The following is a 16812-nucleotide window of genomic DNA, read 5'->3' as shown; positions in this document are numbered from 1 at the left end:
TTGAGTCATGAAAAAATATATCATATATATCCTGACCGTATTGGCGGTGACCTCCTGCTCAGATTTTCTAGAATTGCAGCCTGAACATCAAATCAGCGATGGCTCCTTCTATAAAAATGCCAACGATTTTGAGACAGCACTTATAGGTAGTTATTCAAGTCTTCAGAACCTGTATGACGCCAATTTAGTGTATGTTGGAGAATTGACGACTGACAATGCAGAAATCCAGTGGACCACTCCCTCTATTTCTGAGGTGGAGTTGGACGAGGTCAATTTCACCTCTTCGAATAATTATTTGAATTCAATTTGGCAGATAAGTTTTAACCTTGTTTCCCAATCAAACAATATACTGTCTAGAATTGATGAAGTGGACATGGGCACTCAGATCAAAGACCAGATAAAAGGCGAGGCTTTATTTTTAAGGGCCTTTGGATACTTTAATCTTGTTAGAACATTTGGGCCTGTGCCTATTGTGGATGTGGCTTTCCGAAGCCCAGGTGAAATTGCGGCCTATGACATGACACGAAAACCTGAAGAAGCTGTTTATCAAATGATAGAAGCCGACTTAAATCAGGCCACAGCGCTACTCACAGGAGTGGAAGGCTTGGGTAAATCCAGGGCTTCAAGTGCAGCTGCAATGACCTTATTGGGAAAGGTTCACCTAACCAAAATGGACTATAGCAGTGCTGAAACGGCATTAAAAGCAGTTGTAGATAGTAATGATTTTTCGCTTGAATCGGATTATAAAAGCTTGTTTACAAATGGAAATGACGAATTGCCTGAATCTATTTTTGAAATCAAATACATGTCTGGTAACTTGGGTGTAGGGAATGGCTTTTCCAGCACATTTACCCCTGCGAGATTTGATATGGATATCTTCCCTAATCAAATGCAGGGCTCAGGAAGAATTTTACCTACTCCTGAAATGGCCGAAGCCTATGAAGATGGTGATCTTAGAAGACCAGCTTCCATTGGTGATTCTGTACGGGTAATCTCAGGCGGTTTTGAAAAAGAATTGTATGGGTTGAAATTTGTAGATTTCACTACAGGGGTGCAGGGAGATGGCGGAATCAACTTTACCGCCTTGAGGTATGCTGATGTACTATTGATGTATGCAGAAGCACTTAATCAAAACGGGAAGCAGGATGAAGCCATGCTTTACCTTAATATGGTTCGTGACCGAGCAGGTTTGAAAGACCTGAGTGGTTTGGATCAGGCAGCATTGACAGTTGCATTGGCACAAGAACGCAGGGTTGAGCTATTTATGGAAGGTCACCGCTGGTATGATTTGGTGAGAACAGGAAAGCTTTTAACTGAAATGAATGCATATTTTGAGCGGAACAATTTGAATTTTGAGGTTCAGGCTTATAAAACGATAATGCCTATCCCGCTTAGGGAGATTGATATTAATCCCAGCTTAGGACAAAACACTGGTTATTAATGAGGAAACGAAACATTACAATGCGCAATTTTTGGTTGGTTTTGTTGCTGGCCCTGGTCTGTGTACCGGGGCTGGCACAGGACAACCTAAAAGGTAAGAATTTCCAAAGTATTACTTTGGAATCTTCCCTTAAGCCTTTTAAGAAAAAGGACAAAGCTTATATAAGGGCAGTGGCTCATGAAATGTTTACGCAATGGCATTCCTTGTTGAGGCATGCGGATACTGTATCGATGATGCTTTGGACCAGTGATGGTTCTGAAATTCTAGATTACAAGGGTACCATGGACCAACCGCTGGAGTGGGCCAAATACATGGGGAACCCAAATACAGCGCATGAAGTGGGTTCAGGTCCAGAATCCCTTTCTTTGCATCAAAGGGCTTATGTCTATCGGGACGATGCGCCAGACTTTACCTATGGCGATCTTGCCTTTATTGTAAAAGTACTTAAAGAGGAAGGGCGAAAAGTAACAGGCAAGCCAATTAAGGTAGGGGCTACCTTTGATCCAGGCCCTGAATTTGCTAAATCTCCTTTCAAATATGAGAAACACCCTGAAATACTTGGTGGTAATGCCATGGGACACAAAACTTTTGTAAGTTCTTATTCTGTGTTGAATGGTGATAGTGAGTCCTATGCAGGTTTTCCTGATGGTATTCCTGACCAAACGCCATTTGGAACCTTCTTTGGTAGACAAAGTCAGCATTTTCTTGATGACTTGGGTTTTGACTATATCTGGCTAAGCAATGGGTTTGGTTTTGGGGCAGAAGGATGGGCAGCAACTGGAGCGATTTTTACCGGTGAAAATTTTGCTCAGGAAAAACTGGCTTCATCGGCTGATAAAGTGGTAGGATTTTGGAAGTTATTTAGGGAGGAATGTCCTGAATACCCTATACAAACCAGGGGCACCAACCTTTCTGTAGGAGCTGATCTGGCAAGAGATGCGGTAGATTTAAGAAACATATACAAAGGAGGGTTTAATATGTTGCCTCCACCCAATTCACCATGGGCAGCATTGGATGGAGATTTTGGTTTAGAATTGGCCGGTTATATGTCACGAATGGCCATGTTGCCGGACAATAGATTCCCATTCAGGTATTATACCCACGATCCCTGGTGGATCAATAGTCCTTGGCTGGACCGCTATGGAAGAGAACCGCATGATATTTATTTGCCCTTGGCAGTAGCAAGAATCGATGAAGAAGGAAAGATAGGAGTGCCCACGCATTTAAATTTCCTGACCATTGATGATACCTATGGCAACATGCCAACACAGGTGCCTGACGAGGTAATGCCTCATATCTTAAAAGCACGTTATGACATGCCCACAGCTCCAGGGCCATTGGTTTGGGTCTATCCGTTTGATGAGTACCACGATTGGGCAAGGGATTATACCGACAGATTGCCAGAGATTTATTATGGGGACTGGTTTATGAGACAGGCAATCAACAGTGGACTTCCTATGAACACGGTGATTTCAACTACTTCTCTACCAGGCGCCATTGCGAATAACCCAGGCCTTTTTAAGTCTTCGATACTTATGACAATTGCTCCGGAAAAGAATTCTAAGAATGAGAAAACACTCATGGATTTTGTGAAAAATGGAGGGCAACTTATTGTATTTGGACCTGTGGATCATTCAAGCAAGACCTTTATGGATTTTATCAACCTTTCCAATACCACGCCGCTATCAGGTGAGATGGAACTGCTTTCAGAGATCGGTATAGATATTATCAAGGGGGATGTTCCCCAAAAAATAAGACACCTTTCCTTATTTTCTGGTGGAGGTTTCCGTACGGTAATTCATAAGCCCAAAGATTCATTTACTCAAGCTTTGTCAAGTGTAGAACAAGGAGATGAAGTAAGGGACATGGCATGGCTTAGGCAAGATCCTGATTGGAATGGAGGGAAAGTTGTTTATTTAAGAGGTACCAATTCCAGTAGCTTTACTGGTGGAAGATTATTGACGCCTGACAATCCGGAAGAATTTCAGATCGTTCCAGCCATGCTTAGGAAACTGCTGGGTAACTTCGGGATGCATTTAAAAATAGAAAAGGAAAATGCGGGAATCAAAGACCCTGTACTTACGATCAATCGTTCTGACAATGCTTTCGTCTTTTCCGGTTACAATCCCAATTCTACCGTAAAGCAGTCCTTTAAATTTGAACAAGGAGCGCCATTGATATTGGGCTTAGAGACAATTCTTACAGATGGTTTTTCCAACTACACCATGCCGACATCCTGGCATAGAGAATGTCGTGTTTTTATTACCCAGAACTCAGGAATGGTATCGTTTAAAGAACTTCATTCCGGCCAAAAAGGGATAAGCAAGCGATATAGCGTCAGTGGATTACAAAACGGTTCACTTAGAATTTATCCATCCGATGGGGTGACGGCGGAAGAATTAAATGTATACTTAAATTCAAGGTATCCATGGAATACTGGTGAGATCCCTTTCACTGAGGTGAAAAATGGCAATGAACGCTATTTTGAAATCAAGGATGTCTCAGGAACAGTAGCATTTTCATGGTAATATAACTCGGGTAACTAGTTTAAGATGAGAAAGAAAATAAATATTTCCTGGAGACCGCTCCTTTTTATAAGCTTTAATATGATGGCCATAGCAGGTTGTCAAAGCGAAAAAAACCAGGAGAAGGAACCACAGCCAAATGTTTTGGTCATTCTGACAGATCAACACACCAATGATGCGTTGAGTTATTTGGGAAATCCTCATTTAAACACCCCAGCCATGGACCAGTTAGCAGCTGAAGGCACCTTTTTTAAAGCATCTTATTGTACCTCGCCAGTTTGCGGACCAGCAAGAAGTAGCTTGATCACAGGAAGGATGCCTCATGAAACAGGTGTGGTTTGGAATTCCACACATATCCGACCTGATGTACCCACCATAGGCCAGGTTTTTAAAGAATCAGGATACAATACAGCCTGGGCTGGAAAATGGCACCTGCCTGAATCATATCCAGCCAAAGGAGCTATGGATTCCGTAGCAGGTTTTGCTGTGGTTCCGTTTCAATCTTTGGATAAGGAATGGGATCTCGGAGAAGATACGGATGGTCCCATTGCAGACGCCACGGTGAATTATCTCAATAACTATAAGGAGGATCAACCCTTCTTATTGACAGTTTCCCTTCACAATCCCCATGACATTTGCCATGTCCCAAGAAGACCGGATGAATATGCCAAAGCCTATGAATTGGAAGGTTTACCTCCTTTGCCCAATAACTTTGAAATTGATCCTGACGAACCACAATTCCTTGCTGAAAAACGCTTGATGGACCATTATGGGGATGAGTTATTGAAGACAAAAGATTATACACCCGAAGACTGGCAGGCTTACTTGTACCATTATTATCGATTTACTGAAATGGTAGATGGGGAAATTGGAAAAATCCTGCAAGCATTGAAGAAAAATGGTTTTGATGAAAATACCATTGTAGTGCTTACCAGTGAACATGGTGACGGCGGTGCAGGGCACAAGTGGGCGGCTAAGTTAAGTTTGTATGATGAAGCTGCTACCGTCCCTTTTATCATCAGGTACAAGGGCCATGTGCCATCTGGGAACATTGATAGAAATCAATTGGTATCAGGGATTGATTTGGCCCCAACCATAATCGATTATGCAGGTATAACGACTTCTGCTAAATTTACTGGCAAAAGCCTCAAGCCCGTTTTGGAGCATCCTGGGGAGAAGTTGAGAGATTATTTGGTGGTGCAATTGGCAGACGACAAGTTGGATTCCAGCAGACAGGCCAGGTTGATCAGAAATGATCGGTACAAATACAATCTGTACAATCAGGGGGAGCGAAATGAGCAATTGTTTGACTTGTGGAAAGACCCGGGAGAGCAGCACAACCTTGCTTACGTTGATGCCTACCAATCCGTTAAAAAAGAAATGCATGTGGCGTTGGATGAATGGATAACAGCCACCGATGATGATTTTTATGAATGGAGTCCTTTGCCCAATAGTAAAGAAAAATAGTCATTTGTTCGAATTATGTGTTGGTATTCAATAAAGATAGAAATTTCATAGAAAACTGTAGAAGCCTGAAGGGCTTCACCAATAATAACCACGGGTGGAACCCGTGGTATCCAGATAGAAACGATACGGTTTTGGCGGTATTGTTGCCATTTTTCTGCAACAATGCTGACAAAATCCAGTTCTGAGGTAACTGTGAAATGTTACTTACCTACCTCACCGAATCAGGACAATTTTAATTTTAGACGATTATCATAAAGCCATAAACCATGAAGTTAAGTACTTATCTCTTTTGTTTTATTGCCAGTCTTTGTTGCATGCTCTCATTTGGCCTTCAGGCCCAGCAAAGTGCGGCGTACAATCAGATGCGACAAAATTTCCTTCAGCCACCAAGTACGGCCAAACCCACTGTTTACCATTGGTGGTTGGGAGGACATGTGGATACTTTAAGGCTAAAAGAGGAGATAAAATCCTTTGATGAGGCAGGTATAGCTGGTTTTACCATATTTGAAATAGGTTCGCGTGATACTGTTCAGGTAGGGGCTGGCCCTGAGTTTTTGGGTGATGAATCTTTGGCAACCATAAGCGTTGCCATAGATGAGGCTGGTAAATATGGAATGGAGGTAGGATTGAATACGGCAAGTAGCTGGAATGCTGGAGGCAATTGGCTTACCCCACAACATGCAGCAAAATCAATTTACCAACGCAAAGTGAATGTCACAGGTGGAGGGAAGAAAAAAATCAAATTGCCCTTCCCAGAAATCCCTGAGAAAGATCCCCGAGGCAGAAAACGCTTCATTTCTTATGGGAAAGATGGCAAGCCGGTATATTCCGAAGAAATAGCGGTTTTGGCCTTACCACTGGTAGCAGACAATGTGGTAATGGATACCAGTCGAATCAGGGATGTATCCATGTTTTTTGATTCGAAAAAAGAGGTTTTGAATTGGGATGTTCCGGATGGAGAATGGAAAATTGTACGTTATGTCAGTTCCAATTCCGGAGAGAATTTGGTGCTACCAAGTAAGTATTCAGCAGGGCCTATTGTAGATCATTTCGATGCAGAAGCCACGGCTTTTCACTTCAATTATATTATAGACCGATTGGAATCTGTGTTAGGGGATTTGCGTGAAACGGCCTTGAAAAATCTATATATGGCAAGTTATGAAGCCAGAGGCTTTAATTGGACACCTACTTTACCACAAGAATTCGAGGAATTAAATGGCTATGATATAAAGAAATTCTTACCCATTCTATTTGAAGAAGTGGTGCTTTCTACTGAAGCTACTTCTGCTTTCAGAGCAGGCTTTCAAAGGACATTGTCAGAATTGATGATCAAAAACTTCTACATGAAGTCCAAAGAAATCTGCAATGCCCATGGATTGAAAAACAACAGTGAAGCAGGAGGTCCAGGTTACCCGTTACATAATGTTCCTGTAGAACCCTTAAAAGCATTGGGTAAAGGCTTGGATATCCCTAGAGGAGAATTTTGGATCAATCACCATAACTTTAGCGATGAGGGTTTAGATGTGCTACGGGTAGTGAAGGAAGTCTCTTCTGCTTCCCATATTTATGGTTTAAGAATGGTGGAGATGGAAGCATTTACCACTTTTCAGCAATGGCAAGAAGGTCCTTTCGAAATGAAACCCATGGGAGACAGGGCTTTTGCTGAAGGCATGAACAGGGTAGTGGTACATGGATCTACTCATAATCCAGAAGGCACTGGGAATCCAGGTATTGTTTACCATGCAGGAACTCATTATAATGACAAAAGGGTCTGGTGGAAGAAAATACGACCATTTAATGAATACCTGGCAAGGGTTTCTTATGTCTTTCAGGAAGCCGATTTTAAAGCAGATGTCTTGTATTATTATGGTGACACCATCCCCAATTATGGAGGGCATAAGCGCAGTCGCTTTAATCCAGGAGAAGGGTATGATTTTGAGTTGGTCAATACTGAAATACTTCTTGGTCTGGAGGTGAGAAACGGGAAAATTATAAATCCTCGGAATAAGGCTGAATTTAGTGTCCTGGCCCTGACCAAAGAATATGAGATACACCCGGAGGTATTGGTGAAACTAGAGCAAATGGCAATAAATGGGGCTATAATTACTGGGCCTAAACCCAGTAGAATAGCTCCTGTAAAGAATGATAAGAATTTGCCCGATATGAAAGGTTGGCTGAATAACTTATGGAAACCTTATAGCAAGCAAAGCTTTAAACCAGGAAGTGGGACCATCTATTATGGCACTTCGGTATTTGAGATTCTTCAGGAATTGAAAATTAACCCTGACTTTGATTACAAAGACAAAGGGTTTTATGCTCTGGATTACACCCATTATCAGAAAGAGGGTGTTGACTTTTATTTTGTAGTCAATACTACAAACGAATGGTTGTCTAGAGACTTGAATTTCCGACAAGAGGGAAAGACACCAGAGTTATGGAATCCTGAGAATGGGAGTATAACGGCCATTCCTGTTTTTGAAAATACTTCGGATGGTATCCTACTTCCTTTGAGTCTTGCACCTCATGAAAGTACTTTTGTGGCATTTAAAAAAGGGAACAATCAAGCACATTATACAAAAATAAAAGCCAATGGTATTCATCCACCTATGCTACGTTATGGGGAGTATGGCGTTGAGTTATGGGAAGAAGGCGATTTTGATTTCGTGCAAAAAGATAAAAGCAGCCGCATGTCAAATCATGCCAATGTGAAAACTATAGCAGGTGCTTGGGAAGTTTATTTCCCTGAAGGATGGGGAGCACCGGAAAAAGCAATTTTCCCTGAATTAAAATCCTGGACCGAGTCTGAAATTGACGGTATCAAATATTTTTCAGGAACTGCCCGCTACGAAAAGAATTTTATCCATGAAATGTATGCTTCTGAATTTCCAGAAGCCAGGATTTACCTGGATTTAGGAGACCTTTCCCATGTCGCTGAAGTTTGGTTGAATGATAAGCCATTGGGCATAACCTGGTCCAAGCCTTACCGTTTTGATGTGACGGATGCTTTAAAACCGGGGATAAATACCCTAAAAATAGAAGTTGCCAATACATGGTCAAATAGACTTACGGGAGATGCGGTAACAGGTGCTGATTTCACCAAAACACATGTGAAAGCCACCGTCATAAAAGGTATTCCTAAGTTGAGGGTGCCCTGGAAAAATGCACCGTTGATACCTTCAGGGATTTTTGGCCCAGTTACTTTAACAACAGTTTTGCCAATTGCAATGCCCAAGTGATTTTGAGCAGCATTGTTGCTTTTTTCTGCAACAATGCCGCTCAAATTCTTGACTATATTTCTTAATTAGTCTGCTTGATAGACTGTAAATGATTTCAATTCCATTTTGCTTTTATCACCCTTTAAAGAAAGACGGAGTTTATCGGTTTTCACGGGATCAAAATAATGGATGCGCTTTCTGCCGATGGTAAGCCCTTCGGCCAAAGGATGCCAATTGGTGCCATCAAAGCTTTCAAGATTATACTGCTTGATGTGCTGCCCATTGGCAATGTTTTCTTCCAAAACCATTAAGTTGGTTGCCTGGTTTTTAGGAATTGTAAGCGTATAAATAGTATTGCCATTGTTTTCCGGCTGATCATAATTGGCCACAGGTTTCGAAAAAGTTTGTTCAATAGCTTCTCCAAATTCTTCCAGTCGCTTTACTTCAGCCGCTGGAATCAGGCCGCTAGTGTCTGGTGTCATGTTCACCAGCAAATTTGCTCCCCGACCTATGGATTCGGAATACACGTTCATCATAAAGGGGAGGTCACGTAAAGTTTTGTCTGAATCAGGCTTCCAAAACCAGGTTGACCTGGTGTGGAGGTTGGCTTCGGCAGGAATCCATCCCGCACTTTGAGGGCCTACCCACTTATCAAATCCTTCACCCGGCTGAACGATATTTGCCAAGGGATAAGCTGCCCATCCCTGCTCACTGCCTGACCAGCGAACATCCGGCTTTGTTCCTCCCATTACAATTGCCTTTGGTTGTAAAAGTCGCACCATATTGTGTATCGCATCCCCATAGGCCCTGCCCAATGGTTGCTTGGTTTCAGGATCCATGACATCCCATCCAAACGGATCATAAGCACCATCAAACCAAAGGTAGGAGATCTCCCCATAGTTGGTCAGCAACTCTCTGAGCTGCTCCAGAAAAACAGGGAAGTACTTGTGTATGTCTCCTACAATTTTGCGTTCCCCTTGTGGGTCGGGTGTGCTGGTACAGCCAAAATGCTTGTCTCCACCGGATACATAGAGGCCGATTTCCAGGTCATACTTTCTACAGGCATCTACAAACTCCCTGACAACATCTCCTTTACCGTTTTTCCATGAAGCATTCTTCACAGAATAATCGGTGGTTTCCGTTGGCCAGAGACAAAAGCCATTGTGATGTTTTGCCGTTAAAACGATGTGTTTGGCGCCAAAAGATTTGGCTGTTTTGGCCCATTGTTCCGCATCAAGTCTGCTGGGATTAAATATTTCTGCAGCGGGGACACTCATCATGTCGGAGCCTATATAAGTGGCAGGTCCAAAGTGAATAAAGGCTCCCAACTGTCTTTTCTGGTAAGCCAATTGGCTTTCGGTGGGGCGTGTCCGTAATGGCTCAGTAGAGAAAATGGCTGTTCCGTTACCTTCAGTGCCTGCTTCCAATACCGGTAACCAGTCTCCCTGGTGTTTTGGTGCTACATCCGATTGCCCTTCAGCTATGAAGAAATGCTCGAACAATTCTCTTGGCCTGCCATCGTAGGTTGCCCGCTGTAAATCTCCTGCGGTAGTTTGATCGCTTCCGGTGAAATAAAGGATGGTTTTGCCTTGAAAATAACAGAGTTCCACATCCGAAGCATTGTTCTCGGAGATGTCAGGATTGATTAAAGGTATGTTTTTATGTTCTGGATTAAAAGTGACAAAAGGCCTGTCTTCTGGTGCATCTTCCCAATTGAGAAGGTCTTTAGAACGGGTAATGCGTGTTTCATAGCCAGGTTTAAGTGATTCTAGATAAAGTGTATAGTACCAACCTCCTTCATAATAAAGGGCAGGTCCACCAACATATTTGTCCACTCCGTAAACCGCACCCGGAATTTCTTCCCAGTGCTCCAAATCTGAAGAGCTCATGTACCTAAAAGTAAAAGGTTTCCATTGCTTGTCACTGGTTTCATACAGCAGTATAAAGCCATCCTCTCCTCTGGTAACGGCAGTATTAAAAAAATACTCATTGTCATTTGCCCGAAGGACAGTCTTTGGCTTGCTCCAATTGACAAGGTCCTCAGAGCTTGTCATTGTTATTTCGGTCATCTTCCGCCAGGGTTTTCCTTCCCCATAGTCCCCCGCAAAAACATATACTCTGCCTTTCCATGTCAAAACTGTTCCAAAGCCATGGTTTTTCAGAGGCGTGGAAATTATCTGATTTGTTTGCAGGTCACGGATTCGTACTTCGTCCTCATGAAATTTATGCCCAGGTTTTGCTCCAGGAATATCCCAAAACCGCTGGTTATTTTCCAGCAGGTATAATTTTTCATCAAACACAAAGGGAGAGGTTTCCACTAAGGGTGACCCCAGTCGTTTTTCTTTTTGGATAGGATTTTCCCAACGCTCTTGCGCCAATAGGTTCTGGCATATAAAGATTAGGGCAATACAGGCAATGCTTTTAATACGATTCATGGTATAGGTTATACAGCTTAAGGTCAATTGAGACTATGAGGTAAATATATAAAAAGTGGATGATTTTTATTCTTTTGAGCGGATTTGAAAAATTGTTAACTTATAGCGTGAACTGCACGCAGCGCCGCAGAGTCGCAAAGAAATATTTTCTATTTCATATCGAGGATCAAGAATAAAAATAAGAAAATCTAATCAAAGGGGCATGAATTTAAAAAGAAGTATCCTAACAACCTTTGCGTCTTAGCGCCTTAGCGAGAAACAAAGACTAAAGTAAAACCTTTAAAAATTGCACGCAGAGCCGCGGAGTCGCAAAGAAATATTTTCTATTTCATATCGAGGATCAAGAATAAAAATAAGAAAATCTAATCAAAGGGGCATGAATTTAAAAAGAAGTATCCTAACAACCTTTGCGTCTTAGCGCCTTAGCGAGAAACAAAGACTAAAGTAAAACCTTTAAAAATTGCACGCAGAGCCGCGGAGTCGCAAAGAAATATTTTCTATTTCATATCGAGGATCAAGAATAAAAATAAGAAAATCTAATCAAAGGGGCATGAATTTAAAAAGAAGTATCCTCACAACCTTTGCGTCTTAGCGCCTTTGCGAGAAACAAAGACTAAAGTAAAACCTTTAAAAATTGCACGCAGCGCCGCGGAGTCGCAAAGAAATATTTTCTAAGTCCTTACGAGGGGCAAGAATATAAATAAGAAAAACTAATCAAAGGATCACCTTTTCAATAAGAGGCATCCCTATGCCCTTTGCGTCTTAGCGCCTTAGCGAGAAACAATAACTAAGTAGAACTTGAATAATTGCACGCAGAGCCGCAGAGTCGCAAAGAAATGATTTCTGCTTTGAAGTGACAAACAAGAATTTAAATAGAATTGCTCGCAAAGACGCCGAGACGCAAAGGAGTGGTTTTTTTCACCTTAATTAATGGAGAATTAAGATTACACCCCTAATCTTAAGGTCAGCTATTTAAAAGGAGCCAGCCCTATGCCCTTTGCGTCTTAGCGCCTTAGCGAGAAACAATAACTAAGTAGAACTTGAATAATTGCACGCAGAGCCGCAGAGTCGCAAAGAAATGATTTCTGCTTTGAAGTGACAAACAAGAATTTAAATAGAATTGCTCGCAAAGACGCCGAGACGCAAAGGAGTGGTTTTTTTCGCCTTACTTAATGGAGAATTAAGATTACACCCCTAATCTTAAGGTCAGCTATTTAAAAGGAGCCAGCCCTATGCCCTTTGCGTCTTAGCGAGAAACAATAACTAAGTAGAACTTGAATAATTTCACGCAGCGCCGCAGAGTCGCAAAGAAATATTTTCTATTTCATTTCGAGGATCAAGAATAAAAATAAGAAAATCTAATTAAAGGGGCATGAATTTAAAAAGACGTATCCTCACAACCTTTGCGTCTTAGCGCCTTTGCGAGAACTAAAAAACTAAATTAAAACCTTTAAAAATTGCACACAGAGCCGCAGAGTCGCAAAGATTTTTTTTTAATCCCTAACGAGGGTTAAGAATAAAAAAAAACTCATCAAAGGATCACCTTTTCAATAAGAGGCATCCCTATGCACTTAGCGTCTTAGCGCCTTTGCGAGAAACAATAACTAAGTAGAACTTACATAATTTCACGCAGAGCCGCAGAGTCGCAAAGAAATATTTCTTTTTTCTTAAAGAGGATCAATTTTCTGAAAAATAAGTTTAGAAAGCGATTAGAATGCTATAAAGTAAAAAGAAAGTTCCCTGGAGGATTTTTGCGACTTAGCGTCTTTGCGAGAAAAAGAATTTTAACAACTTCATGTATTAAAATAAAAAAAAACTTTACGCCTTAGCTTCTTTGCGAGATAAGAAATCTTAGACCTAATCGATAAATAAAAAAAATGCCTTAAAAAAAAGAAAACCCCAAATACGTGACGTATAAGGGGTTCTGTGTAGCGGGAACAGGACTCGAACCTGTGACCTTTGGGTTATGAGCCCAACGAGCTACCAACTGCTCCATCCCGCGATATATCTTTATTTTAAATAAAATCGCTTTTGAAAATGATAAGGTTTTAAACGTTTTTTGCTGCCTTATCCGTTATTGTGATACAAAGGTAAGGACATATTATCAAAAATCAAGTACCTTTGTAAAAAAAATCTGAGACCATGCCAGAAAACATGCACAAAGCAGGCTTTATTAATATTATAGGTAAGCCTAATGTGGGCAAATCTACCTTGATGAATGCCCTGCTTGGAGAAAAGCTTTCTATCATTTCGTCAAAAGCCCAGACCACTCGCCACAGGATTTTGGGAATTATGAATGAACCGGAATACCAGATCGTCTTCTCCGATACTCCTGGCATGCTGAAGCCGAAATATGAACTGCACAAAAGCATGATGGGTTTTGTACACCTGTCGCTCGAAGATGCTGATGTAATCGTTTTTGTGACAGATCTTTTTGAGAATGATGAAGAAATTGAAGACATTATCCAAAAGGTAAATGCGGCAGGAGTGCCTATTTTGCTTGTCATCAATAAAATTGACCTGAATAAGGAAGAAAAACTTGCTGAGGTAACGGAATATTGGACTGAAAGGATAAAAGCGGACGTAGTTATTCCGATTTCAGCATTGGAAAGTTTTAACCTCCAAAAGATCATGCAGGAAATCCTGGACCGCCTGCCAGTACATCCACCATTTTATGACAAAGAAGAACTAAGTGACCGCCCCGAACGTTTCTTTGCTTCCGAAATCATAAGAGAAAAAATCTTTAACCAGTACAAGAAAGAAATACCCTATAGTACAGAGGTTCGAATAGAAGATTTTGAAGAAACCGATCAATTGCTTCGCATGAGAGCGGTGATTTATGTGGAAAGGGACAGTCAAAAAGGAATTATCATCGGAGACAAGGGGAAAGCATTGAAAAGAGTGGGGACACAAGCCAGGATTGAAATGGAGAAATTTTTTGGAAAAAAAGTTTTTCTAGAAACCTTTGTGAAGGTTGAAGAGAACTGGAGAAAGAATAAAAACAAATTGAAAAAATTTGGTTACGACCAATAAAACATAGTATTATGGCCAATATAGTAGCAATTGTAGGGAGACCTAACGTGGGTAAATCCACGCTTTTTAACCGACTGGTAGAAGAGCGAAAAGCCATTGAAGACAACCTTAGTGGTGTGACAAGGGACAGGCATTATGGCCATGCCCAATGGGGCGGAAAGTTTTTCTCTGTCATTGATACCGGTGGGTATGTGATGGGATCAGAAGATATTTTCGAAAAGGAAATTCGCAAGCAAGTTAAGCTGGCCATAGAAGAGGCCTCTGTTATCCTATTTGTGGTGGATTGCATGGTTGGACTTACTGATCTGGATGCGGATTTCGCCAAAGAGCTGAGAGGTACAGACAAGCCTATCTTTATGGTAGCCAATAAGGCGGATAACCTGGACGACCTTTTAATGGCCAATGAATTTTATGCTTTGGGCATAGGAGAGGAAATCATCTATCCAACTACCGCCACTAGTGGAAGTGGTATAGGTGATTTACTGGATGAGGTGGTACAGAAATTTCCTGATGAAGGAGAAAGAGATCCTGATGAAGGAATTCCTAAATTGGCCATACTGGGAAGACCGAATGTTGGTAAATCTTCCTTCCTAAATGCTTTGATAGGCAAGGAAAGGTCAATAGTGACGGATGAAGCAGGAACGACCAGAGATGCCATCCATACGCGTTACCAGCTATATGGTAAAGACTATATCCTGACAGATACAGCAGGAATTCGTAAAAAGGCCAAGGTGAAGGAAGACATTGAGTTTTACTCAGTGATGCGCTCTTTGAGGACTCTCGAAGATTCAGATGTGATCATCATCATGGTAGATGCTACACGTGGGTTGGAAGCTCAGGATGTAAACATTATCTCTCTTGCTATTAAAAACAATAAAGGGATGATGATTATGGTCAATAAATGGGATTTGGTAGAAAAGGACCACAAGACCATGCAGGCTTTTAAGGACAATATGACAGAAAAACTGGGTGAAAATAAGTGGATCCCTATCATATTTATTTCTGCGCTTACCAAGCAAAGAATATTTCAAGCCATGGAATTGGCCATGCAGGTTTATGAAAATAAACAGCGTAAGGTCTCTACTTCTAAGCTGAATGAGATATTGTTGCCAGAAATCGAAAAATATCCACCACCAGCAAATAAAGGCAAATACATTAAAATTAAGTACATCACGCAGTTGCCAACTAAAAATCCTGTGATTGCGTTTTTCTGTAACCTGCCACAGTACATTAAATCGCCATACACGCGATTCTTGGAAAATAGGTTAAGGGAAAATTTTGATTTTACAGGTGTGCCTGTTAAAATTACTTATAAAAAGAAATAATAATTTCTATGAAAAAGTTTTCATCAATTCTCTCTTTGTTAGTGCTTTTGTTTATCTGGAGTTGTAAAACGACTCCTGAAGAGGAGAGTCCAGCACTAGAATTGGCAAAGAAAGAGTGGCGCATGCAAGAGGCTACTTTAACTGGTAGAGGTGTTGTCACAGTGTCTGGCGCTTCAGTGCCAGTGAGTATTGAGGGAAATGGAGAGGATTATGACATGACACTTGAATTTGGTGACGGGGATCAAATGGTCTCTGCGGCTGGGAGCTTCGTTTTTGATGTAGACTTAATAGCGCTAGGCTTTACGCTTCAAAATGAGAAAATCCCTGTCCAGGGTGTGGAAATTTTTTCCGGCACCTGGGAGTTGGTGGGTGATCAGTTGGTGATTACAGACAAAGAAGAGATAGTGATACTCGAAGTAGTGGACTATTCAGATACTATGCTGAGGCTTAAAGGTGAGATTGAAGTTTCGGATTTTGACCGTTTTCAGGAAGAGGGACTTACGGTAAGCGAAACCAATATTGAAGTGGTTTTGGTGAGGTGAGAAAAGTTCTCCTTGTTATTATAACCCAAGACAGGTAGTAAATGACCAGTCTTGGGTTATTTTTTTTTGACTTTTTAGTGAAGATGTGCAGAATAGGCCATGACTTTGGCCGAAAAACTAAATTTGAGATTGATCCGGGCAGTAATTATGTAAGGATTGATCCAAACCGAAAAACTTACCTTTTGCCTTCATAGGGTAGATAGACTACTTTTTTGGTCTCAAAATAAGGTTCGGTAAAATAATCTTCAAGATGGTAACTTACATAATTAAGGTTCAATGCTTCCAATTCCTCATCCACATCACCACCTTTTAGGTAGAAAACACCATTTTGGAACTCTTCGTGAACATCTTCTTTTCTAAACTTGTCTTTGATCCAGGGGTAAAATTTCTCCATCTGGGTTACTGCTCGGCTGACGATAAAGTGATACTTCCGGTCCTCTAAGCTTTCTGCACGCACTTGTTGTGGTTCTACATTTTTTAAACCCAATTGCTTGACAACATCCTTCACCACGGATATTTTTTTACCAATGGAATCCACAAGGTGAAACTGTACTTCAGGGAATAAGATGGCTAGTGGGATCCCTGGGAATCCTCCGCCCGTACCTATGTCGAGAACTTTGGTGCCGTCTTGGAATGAAAGTAGTTTAGCAACACCTAGAGAATGAAGTACATGGTGAATGTAAAAACTTTCCATGTCCTTTCGACTGATGACATTAATTTTACTGTTCCAATCAACGTAAAGGTCCCCCATACGCTCAAATTGATCCAATTGTTGGGCATTCAATTCCGGGAAATAATGTTGGATCAGTTTATGGTCTGCACTCATTAA

The 16812-nt window shown here is 41.3% G+C and carries 9 protein-coding genes and 1 tRNA gene; 7 read left to right on the top strand and 3 right to left on the bottom strand.

Annotated features, from left to right (window positions below):
* Positions 1 to 7: 7 nt before the first annotated feature.
* From AC0L7T_RS25385 to AC0L7T_RS25370, 4 genes are all read left to right on the top strand, one after another.
* Positions 8 to 1441, top strand: coding sequence for a RagB/SusD family nutrient uptake outer membrane protein (locus tag AC0L7T_RS25385; RefSeq protein ID WP_473339354.1), 1434 nt, complete (start codon positions 8 to 10; stop codon positions 1439 to 1441).
* Positions 1441 to 3969: a hypothetical protein gene (locus tag AC0L7T_RS25380; protein WP_473339352.1), complete on the top strand. Its 2529-nt coding sequence runs from the start codon at positions 1441 to 1443 to the stop codon at positions 3967 to 3969. Before AC0L7T_RS25385 ends, AC0L7T_RS25380 begins: the two co-directional genes overlap by 1 nt.
* A 24-nt stretch (positions 3970 to 3993) precedes the next feature.
* A complete protein-coding gene (locus tag AC0L7T_RS25375) occupies positions 3994 to 5433 on the top strand; it encodes a sulfatase family protein (protein ID WP_473339349.1) in 1440 nt (479 codons plus the stop codon).
* A 266-nt stretch (positions 5434 to 5699) separates the two neighbouring features.
* Positions 5700 to 8669 (top strand): glycosyl hydrolase, encoded by a 2970-nt coding sequence (locus AC0L7T_RS25370; protein WP_473339347.1) that lies wholly within the window; start codon positions 5700 to 5702, stop codon positions 8667 to 8669.
* Between the two features lie 65 nt (positions 8670 to 8734).
* Here the strand turns inward: AC0L7T_RS25370 and AC0L7T_RS25365 are convergent, their stop codons facing one another.
* Both AC0L7T_RS25365 and AC0L7T_RS25360 read right to left on the bottom strand, forming a co-directional pair.
* Positions 8735 to 11083 (bottom strand): alpha-L-fucosidase, encoded by a 2349-nt coding sequence (locus tag AC0L7T_RS25365; protein ID WP_473339345.1) that lies wholly within the window; start codon positions 11081 to 11083, stop codon positions 8735 to 8737.
* 1929 nt (positions 11084 to 13012) lie between these two features.
* Positions 13013 to 13085, bottom strand: a tRNA-Met gene (locus AC0L7T_RS25360).
* A 140-nt stretch (positions 13086 to 13225) separates the two neighbouring features.
* Between AC0L7T_RS25360 and era the strand changes: the two genes are divergently transcribed.
* From era to AC0L7T_RS25345, 3 genes are read left to right on the top strand one after another with little or no spacing between them, the layout of a single operon-like run.
* Entirely contained in the window at positions 13226 to 14116 is an 891-nt protein-coding gene (gene era, locus AC0L7T_RS25355; RefSeq protein ID WP_473339344.1) for a GTPase Era, read from the top strand.
* Between the two features lie 11 nt (positions 14117 to 14127).
* A complete protein-coding gene (gene der, locus AC0L7T_RS25350) occupies positions 14128 to 15441 on the top strand; it encodes a ribosome biogenesis GTPase Der (RefSeq protein ID WP_473339343.1) in 1314 nt (437 codons plus the stop codon).
* 8 nt (positions 15442 to 15449) lie between these two features.
* A complete protein-coding gene (locus tag AC0L7T_RS25345; protein ID WP_473339340.1) occupies positions 15450 to 15983 on the top strand; it encodes a hypothetical protein in 534 nt (177 codons plus the stop codon).
* Positions 15984 to 16158: 175 nt separating this feature from the next.
* Here the strand turns inward: AC0L7T_RS25345 and rsmG are convergent, their stop codons facing one another.
* Positions 16159 to 16809, bottom strand: coding sequence for a 16S rRNA (guanine(527)-N(7))-methyltransferase RsmG (gene rsmG, locus AC0L7T_RS25340; RefSeq protein WP_473339339.1), 651 nt, complete (start codon positions 16807 to 16809; stop codon positions 16159 to 16161).
* Between the last annotated feature and the right edge of the window lie 3 nt (positions 16810 to 16812).

The sequence above is a fragment of the Cyclobacterium sp. 10D3-21 genome, assembly GCF_055809755.1.
This window is presented reverse-complemented; position numbering and strand designations above follow the sequence as displayed.